The sequence below is a fragment of the Desmonostoc vinosum genome (genome assembly GCF_059505385.1).
In genome coordinates this window covers 1-6,999 of record NZ_JCACKM010000241.1, presented here as the reverse complement: position 1 = coordinate 6,999, position 6,999 = coordinate 1, and the positions used below count along the sequence as shown (strand labels likewise).

The following is a 6,999-nucleotide window of genomic DNA, read 5'->3' as shown; positions in this document are numbered from 1 at the left end:
CCCCAATCCCCAGTCCCCAATCCCCAGTCCCCAATCCCCAGTCCCCAATCCCCAGCCCCCAATCCCCAGTCCCCAATCCCAATTCCCAAGAAAAAATCAATTCCCTCTAACTTATTAGGAGTATTTATTGCAAAATATGAAATAGTTGCGTCTGGAGAGCAATTTGTGGTATCTTTCGCCTCTGTTCCGAAGTCTAGCGATCGCCAGATCAAAGACGACAAGAGTCAAGAATTTAGTAATTTTACGCAAAGACATATCGGCCCTAACTCGGATGATATTAAGCAAATGCTTGATATATTGGGGGTTTCTAGTCTTGATGACCTCATCGATAAAACTGTACCGCAGGCAATCCGGCTAAATAAATCGCTACAGTTACCAAAAGCACTAAGCGAGTACGCAGCACTCGAAAGGTTAAAAAAAATTGCTGCTAAGAATCAGGTTTTTCGCTCATTCATTGGTATGGGATATTACGACTGTATTACCCCGCCTGTGATTGGTCGCAATATCTTAGAAAACCCCGGTTGGTATACTGCCTATACTCCTTATCAGCCAGAAATTGCCCAAGGACGACTAGAAGCACTCCTGAATTTCCAAACGCTGATTATTGACCTCACAGGTTTGGAAATTGCTAATGCTTCGTTGCTCGATGAAGCCACAGCCGCAGCAGAAGCTATGAGTCTGAGTTATGGTGTATCCAAAAATCAGGCTAATGGCTATTTTGTTTCCCGCGAGTGTCATCCCCAAACTATCGATGTCTTGCAAACACGCGCTAAACCCCTGGGAATTGACATTATTGTGGGTGATCATCAAACATTTGATTTTGAGCAACCAATTTTTGGGGCGGTTCTGCAATACCCTGCAAGTGATGGTACTATTTACGACTACCGCGCTTTTATTGAAAAAGCCCATGCTAAGGGTGCATTGGTGACGGTAGCGGCAGATCCCTTAAGTTTGACTTTATTAACGCCTCCTGGCGAATTTGGCGCTGATATTGCTGTAGGTAGTACTCAACGCTTCGGTATTCCGCTGGGGTTTGGGGGGCCTCATGCAGCATACTTTGCTACAAAGGAAGAGTATAAGCGACAAGTGCCTGGGCGGATTGTGGGTATATCAAAAGATGTTCAAGGCAAGCCTGCGTTGCGTCTAGCATTGCAAACTCGCGAACAACATATCCGCCGCGAAAAAGCTACCAGTAATATTTGCACAGCGCAGGTGCTATTGGCAGTGATGGCGAGTATGTACGCAGTCTATCATGGGCCAGCTGGACTCAAGGCGATCGCTGAAAATATTCACCACCTAACTGTAACTTTGGCAGCAGGATTAAAGCGTCTGGGTTACAAAGTCAGTTCCGATCATTTCTTTGATACGCTGCGCTTAGAGTTAGGAAAACGCAACCTAGAAACAATTCTCAAAGCCGCAGAAGCACGTCAAATCAATTTTCGGATTTTTGATACCAATACCGTCAGTATATCCCTGGATGAAACTACCACGCCAGAAGACTTAATCGACCTCTGGCAAATTTTCGCAGGTACAGACAACCTCCCCTTTACCTCAGAAGAATTAACCTCACCAGAGGAAGCCGAAGAAAACACTCCCTCATCCCCGGTTGGTGAGCGAAGTCGAACCACATCCCCCCATATCCCCCTCAACCGTACCAGTACTTATCTCACGCACCCTGTCTTCAACCGTTATCACTCAGAAACCGAATTATTACGTTACCTGCATAAGTTAGAAACCAAAGATTTATCGTTAACCACATCGATGATTCCTTTGGGTTCTTGCACGATGAAGCTAAATGCCACATCGGAAATGATTCCGGTGACGTGGGCAGAATTTGGTAAGATACACCCTTTTGCACCCCTATCCCAAACGCAGGGTTATCAAGTTTTGTTTGCGGAACTTGAGGCTTGGTTAGCTGAGATTACCGGGTTTGCGGGAATTTCGCTACAACCAAATGCCGGTTCTCAAGGAGAATACGCTGGACTGTTGGTAATTCATCAGTATCACGAAAGTCGAGGGGAAACACACCGCAATGTCTGTTTGATTCCTACCTCAGCACATGGGACAAACCCAGCCAGTGCAGTGATGTGTGGGATGAAGGTGGTGGCAGTGGCTTGTGACTCCCAGGGTAATGTTGACCTCGATGACCTCAAATTGAAAGCCGAAAAACACAGCCATCAACTTGCAGCCTTGATGGTGACATATCCTTCGACTCACGGTGTTTTCGAGGAGGAAATTCAAGAAATTTGTGCCATTGTCCATACTCACGGTGGACAAGTTTACATGGATGGGGCGAATATGAACGCCCAAGTGGGAATTTGCCGTCCTGGGGATATTGGTGCAGACGTTTGTCACTTGAACTTGCACAAAACCTTCTGTATTCCCCACGGTGGCGGCGGCCCTGGTATGGGGCCAATTGGCGTTGCAGCCCATCTCGTACCCTTCCTACCTGGCCATGTTGTGGTAGGGAGTAGAGAGGAAGCAATCCCCAGTCCCCAACACATTGGTGCTGTGGCTGCTGCGCCTTGGGGTAGTGCCAGTATTTTAGTAATTTCTTGGATGTATATTGCGATGATGGGTGCTGCTGGTTTGACGGCAGCAACTGAAGTGGCAATTCTCAACGCTAATTACATCGCTAAGAAATTGGAGAATTACTATCCGGTTTTGTATCAAGGGAAAAACGGTTTAGTGGCCCATGAGTGTATTTTAGATTTGCGATCGCTCAAAAAATCAGCAAACATCGAAATTGATGATGTTGCCAAGCGTCTTATGGATTATGGTTTCCATGCCCCAACTGTCTCCTGGCCTGTGGCAGGTACAATCATGGTTGAACCTACAGAAAGCGAATCTAAGCAAGAATTAGATCGTTTTTGCGATGCCTTGATTTCTATTCGTCAAGAAATCGCTGAAATTGAATCAGGCAAAGTGGATACTCAAGATAATCTCTTGAAAAATGCCCCACACACAGCCGAAAGTCTCATCACTGGAGAATGGCATCATTCCTACTCTCGCGAACAAGCCGCCTATCCTGCGCCTTGGACTCGTGAACATAAATTCTGGCCCGCCGTCGGTCGTATTGACGCCGCCTTCGGCGACAGGAATTTTGTTTGTTCTTGTCTACCTATGGAGGCTTATTCAGCGTAAAGTTATTGGGGGATGAGGGAGTAGCAGGGGGCAGGGGAGGCAGAGGGAAAAATAACTAATACCAATTAATTCCCCATCCCCCATTCCCTATCACGAATTAAGTTAAACCGTGCCGCCACTGCTACCCAGTTTTCTTTTAAGAATTTTTTCCATTTCTCTGAAATCCTCGTCAGATTGAGGAAATGGATAGGTCGGACTGTCAGGATTTCCCCTTTTTATCAAAGCCTCTATTGCCTCATCATCATCTCGATGTGCAAGGACATACGCTCTCAGTTCTTGACGAGTCATTCGGCTAAAGTCAGGTTTCATCATTAAACCCCCATTGTCCATTTGAGAAAACCAAAATTTCTAAGCTTTCAGTCACACCAGCAAGAATAAATACCGTCTTGGTATTTGAATTGTACCGAAACACATGAATAAGCTGATACCCATTTGAGAGCATTTGGCAAACCCTGACACAAGCAAATGCCTGTTCTATGGTAGGCATACATTAACATTCATATAATAGCGAGTACCACCATACTGTAGAAAATACCTTGACTTGAAGCTTTTAACTGTTGAGAAATCACCTCATTCGTTATAGAAAAGGTCAAAGGTGGAAAATTCTCTACCTTTGACCTTTGTTTTTTCCTAATACTTCTAATGTCAAGACGCTGCAAAAGCACGTCACTAGGCTTTCTCCATGCCTTTATGGACTGTTTTCACCCATTTCAAACGCTTTGGTCTGATTGACATTCGAGCAGTGGTGCTACTCATCACTACTAACCAATGCAGCATGTATAAATTGCCACGGATCATTTGCAATAGTAATAGCAAAGACGTGTGAGCTTGGAATTTCTTGTCTTGACGTATCCGCTTGAGGCCTGTGAACATGCCAATCATTGACATAGTAACAGACAAGCCAGTTACGGGGGCTAACATTGGTGGACGATGCCGCGCGATCGCCATCAATAAATCTGGTACTGTTGCTGTGGGTAACATGTACATAATCAGCACAAACATTAGCAAATCCCAAGTTTTCCGCGTACCCATGCGGTTTCTCAGAATTAAATCCCAGTAATCTAGATAGCGCTGATATCCGCCTTCAGCCCAACGGTTACGTTGATGCCAGAGCGCGGTTGCGTTTGTGACTCCTTCTTCTTGCACTGCTGGGTGGAATACACAATCGATATCCCATTTTTTCAGATGTAAGCGGATTGTCAAATCCAAATCATCGGTGATTGTTTCCTCGTTCCACCCACCACAGTTTGTCAAAGCTGCACGTCGGACAAATTGACCATTACCCCGCAGTTCACCAATCCCACCAAGAGTAGCCCGTTGTTGCTGGAACCAGGTATCAAGCGCCATTTCTGTCATTTGGCCCTTAGTCCAAAAATTTTCCTTGGCATTGGCTATAGCTTTTCGTACCTGCACTGCCCCTATTTTTTCTCTTTGAAATAGAGGTATTACTTCTAACAACAAATCTGGTGTTACTTGGGCATCAGCATCAAAAACTGCGATGATTTCACCTTTTGTCAGAGACAGTACTTGATTCAATGCTCCTGATTTACCACCAATAGCTTCTGGTGAACGCCTTAATACTTTGAGATGGTCGTATTTCTGCTCTAGTTCTGCCAATACCTGTGGTGTACTATCAGTGCTATTATCGTCAACTATCCATACTTCATATCGCCCATTTGGGTATTCCAGATTACAAAGATTCTGGACTAATTTACTGATGACCGCTTCCTCATTTTTGGCTGCCACCAACACAGATACATAAGGCAAGTCTTCCTCCTCCATTCTTTTTGGAGAGCGACCTGGTTGAGCAGAAACTACTACTAAAGCATGAAGACCAAGGATTGTGGTCAATCCTAGTATAAAGATAGTGCCCCAAGAAACTAAATGCAGGACAATAGTGCCGCTCCAGACGATAGTTAAAACTAGAGCGGCTTTACGCCTACGACCTTGATACCGGGATGATAGAAACACGGGATCTGTCTCTACATCTGACTCCTCTGCTGATAACTCAGACAATAAGGAGTGGAGCGGATCAAGCTCTTTATAAGGATCTTTGTCGGGCCAGGAGTTCGCTGGCATAGGTTATTTAACAGTCAGAAAGCAGTAGGTTTTTATACTAAATAAACAAGCTTAAACCAAGTAACATCAAACTGTAAAGCTTGCGGTTACAATCCAGAGAAATAACACCGTCTACCACATGATGGGGATTTTTGGTGTCATTGCCCTTGGTGTTTATAAAAGCTGATGCAGCCTTATTGTAACCGACATCACTACACTTGTTAGCAGTCGAAAATTTTGTATATGTTAGGGTCTGGCTTGGTTCATAGGATTATTTGTGTAGGCGGGGAGTGGGGAGTGGGGAGTAGGGAGTGGAGAGTGGAGTGCTGTTAGCGTAGTGGGGCGTAGCCCGTGCTGAGTAAGGAATGAGGGAGTAGAGGAGTGAGGGAGATCAGGTAAGTTTTGAGCCTTTGAGCCTGAACGTTGAGCCTTTGAGCCTGAAAGTTGCATCTTTGAGCCTGAAAGTTGCACCTTTGAGCCTGAAAGTTAAACTCAAAATTTCAATCTCTAACTTTCTTTACCCAATTCCCCACTCCCCACTCCCCACTCCCCACTCCCCACTAATTTCGTTTTAGCCACTCATCGATACGAGATATTGGTACTGCACGATTTAACACTAAACCGTTTACTTTATTCCAGCCAGAATGAAGCGCAACAACATAATATTTACCATTGATATTAGTAATAATTGCACCTCCAGAGGCACCACCAGTAGTATCGCAGTTATGGTAAAACAAATTATCTTTTTGGCGTAAAATACTGCATCCTAAATGCACTCCGGCAGTCATACTTTCACCAGCAGTGAGATTTTCATATCCTTTTTTACTTGGGTTGGGGAAGTCGCCAGAATAACCGACCAAAGAGAATTTTTTAGTGTTGCCAATAAGAGTAGAAGATGGCAAAGATTTCCAACCTAAATAACCATATTTTATGCCGAGGGGTTTATTCAGTTTGATAATAGCCCAGTCATCTACATAATCCTCTAAAGTTCCGCGTTTAAAGTCTGTGCCGTAATAAACCTGTGTTGCGTAGGCGACATCATTTCTATCTGGAATGACGCCGTTAATTAAGTTGGGTAGAAAAGCGATCGCTTGACTAACTTTTCGAGTTTCTGGGTTAACTACACAGTGAGCATTTGTCAAAACAATATCATCAGCGATCAACGTTCCTGTGCAGCTATAAACACCACCATCGCTGCTAATGCCCTCAATTTTACCAATAGCAGACCATGGATGTTTTCTATTAGTCATGGGAATCCGATTATCGGAACCAATTATTGCTCTATCTTCATTAGGTTTTTCTGATGGTCTAAGTCTGGCAGGTATGAAAGGTTCTCGATTACTTGGTAATTTCAGTTCCTGAGAATTTTGAACTTTAGTAAAACTAACTGGGGCTTGTTGAGCAGATGCTGACACCCAAATTCCTAAAATGGTTGTACTAATTATTGCTATGCAAGGAAAAATAAATTTTTTGGATTTCAAAACACTTTTCATCTGAAACTCCCTGTTACCTATTCCCTATTCCCTATTTAAGAGATATTGCTGAAATTTTATTGTGATCTTACGAATCTTTCACACAAAACTTGTCCGTGTTTCTGTTTCGGTAACAAAGAGGGGATGCACTTCGACTTCGCTCAGTGAGCGGGGGATGAGGGAGAAGACGCGGAGAGAGGGAGACGCGGTGATGGGGGGAACGTACATAAAAGTTTCTCCGCGTCACCGCGTCCCCGTGTCCTCTTGATTCCCAGTCCCCAATCCCCAATCCCCAGTCCCCAATCCCCAATCCCCAATCCCCAAT

Annotated in this window: 5 protein-coding genes; 1 reads left to right on the top strand and 4 read right to left on the bottom strand. The window is 44.5% G+C overall.

What is annotated here, in order from left to right; all coding sequences use genetic code 11:
• Window positions 1-165: 165 nt before the first annotated feature.
• Window positions 166-3,144 carry an aminomethyl-transferring glycine dehydrogenase gene (gene gcvP, locus AC5JMF_RS27450; RefSeq protein WP_495798875.1) on the top strand — a complete coding sequence of 993 codons (2,979 nt, stop codon included), beginning with the start codon at window positions 166-168 and terminating at the stop codon, window positions 3,142-3,144.
• Between the two features lie 102 nt (window positions 3,145-3,246).
• Here gcvP and AC5JMF_RS27445 read toward each other — a convergent pair whose 3' ends face one another.
• The 4 genes from AC5JMF_RS27445 to AC5JMF_RS27430 form a co-directional block, all read right to left on the bottom strand.
• Window positions 3,247-3,474, bottom strand: a complete 228-nt coding sequence (locus AC5JMF_RS27445; RefSeq protein ID WP_495798873.1) for a DUF6887 family protein — start codon at window positions 3,472-3,474, stop codon at window positions 3,247-3,249.
• Window positions 3,443-3,586, bottom strand: a complete 144-nt coding sequence (locus AC5JMF_RS27440; RefSeq protein ID WP_495798874.1) for a DUF6888 family protein — start codon at window positions 3,584-3,586, stop codon at window positions 3,443-3,445. The genes AC5JMF_RS27445 and AC5JMF_RS27440 overlap by 32 nt, the downstream gene beginning before the upstream one ends.
• 227 nt (window positions 3,587-3,813) lie before the next feature.
• Window positions 3,814-5,223: a glycosyltransferase family 2 protein gene (locus AC5JMF_RS27435; RefSeq protein ID WP_495798872.1), complete on the bottom strand. Its 1,410-nt coding sequence runs from the start codon at window positions 5,221-5,223 to the stop codon at window positions 3,814-3,816.
• Window positions 5,224-5,762: 539 nt separating this feature from the next.
• The gene (locus AC5JMF_RS27430) at window positions 5,763-6,695 is read right to left on the bottom strand and encodes a trypsin-like serine peptidase (protein WP_495798871.1); all 933 of its coding nucleotides are present in this window, start codon (window positions 6,693-6,695) and stop codon (window positions 5,763-5,765) included.
• Window positions 6,696-6,999 lie beyond the last annotated feature (304 nt).

Bases quoted from the DNA above. Each gene is read 5' to 3' on its own strand.
- AC5JMF_RS27430 (WP_495798871.1), bottom strand. From the start codon at position 6,695: ATGAAAAGTGTTTTGAAATCCAAAAAATTTATTTTTCCTTGCATAGCA.
- AC5JMF_RS27435 (WP_495798872.1), bottom strand. From the start codon at position 5,223: ATGCCAGCGAACTCCTGGCCCGACAAAGATCCTTATAAAGAGCTTGAT.
- AC5JMF_RS27445 (WP_495798873.1), bottom strand. From the start codon at position 3,474: ATGGACAATGGGGGTTTAATGATGAAACCTGACTTTAGCCGAATGACT.
- AC5JMF_RS27440 (WP_495798874.1), bottom strand. From the start codon at position 3,586: ATGCTCTCAAATGGGTATCAGCTTATTCATGTGTTTCGGTACAATTCA.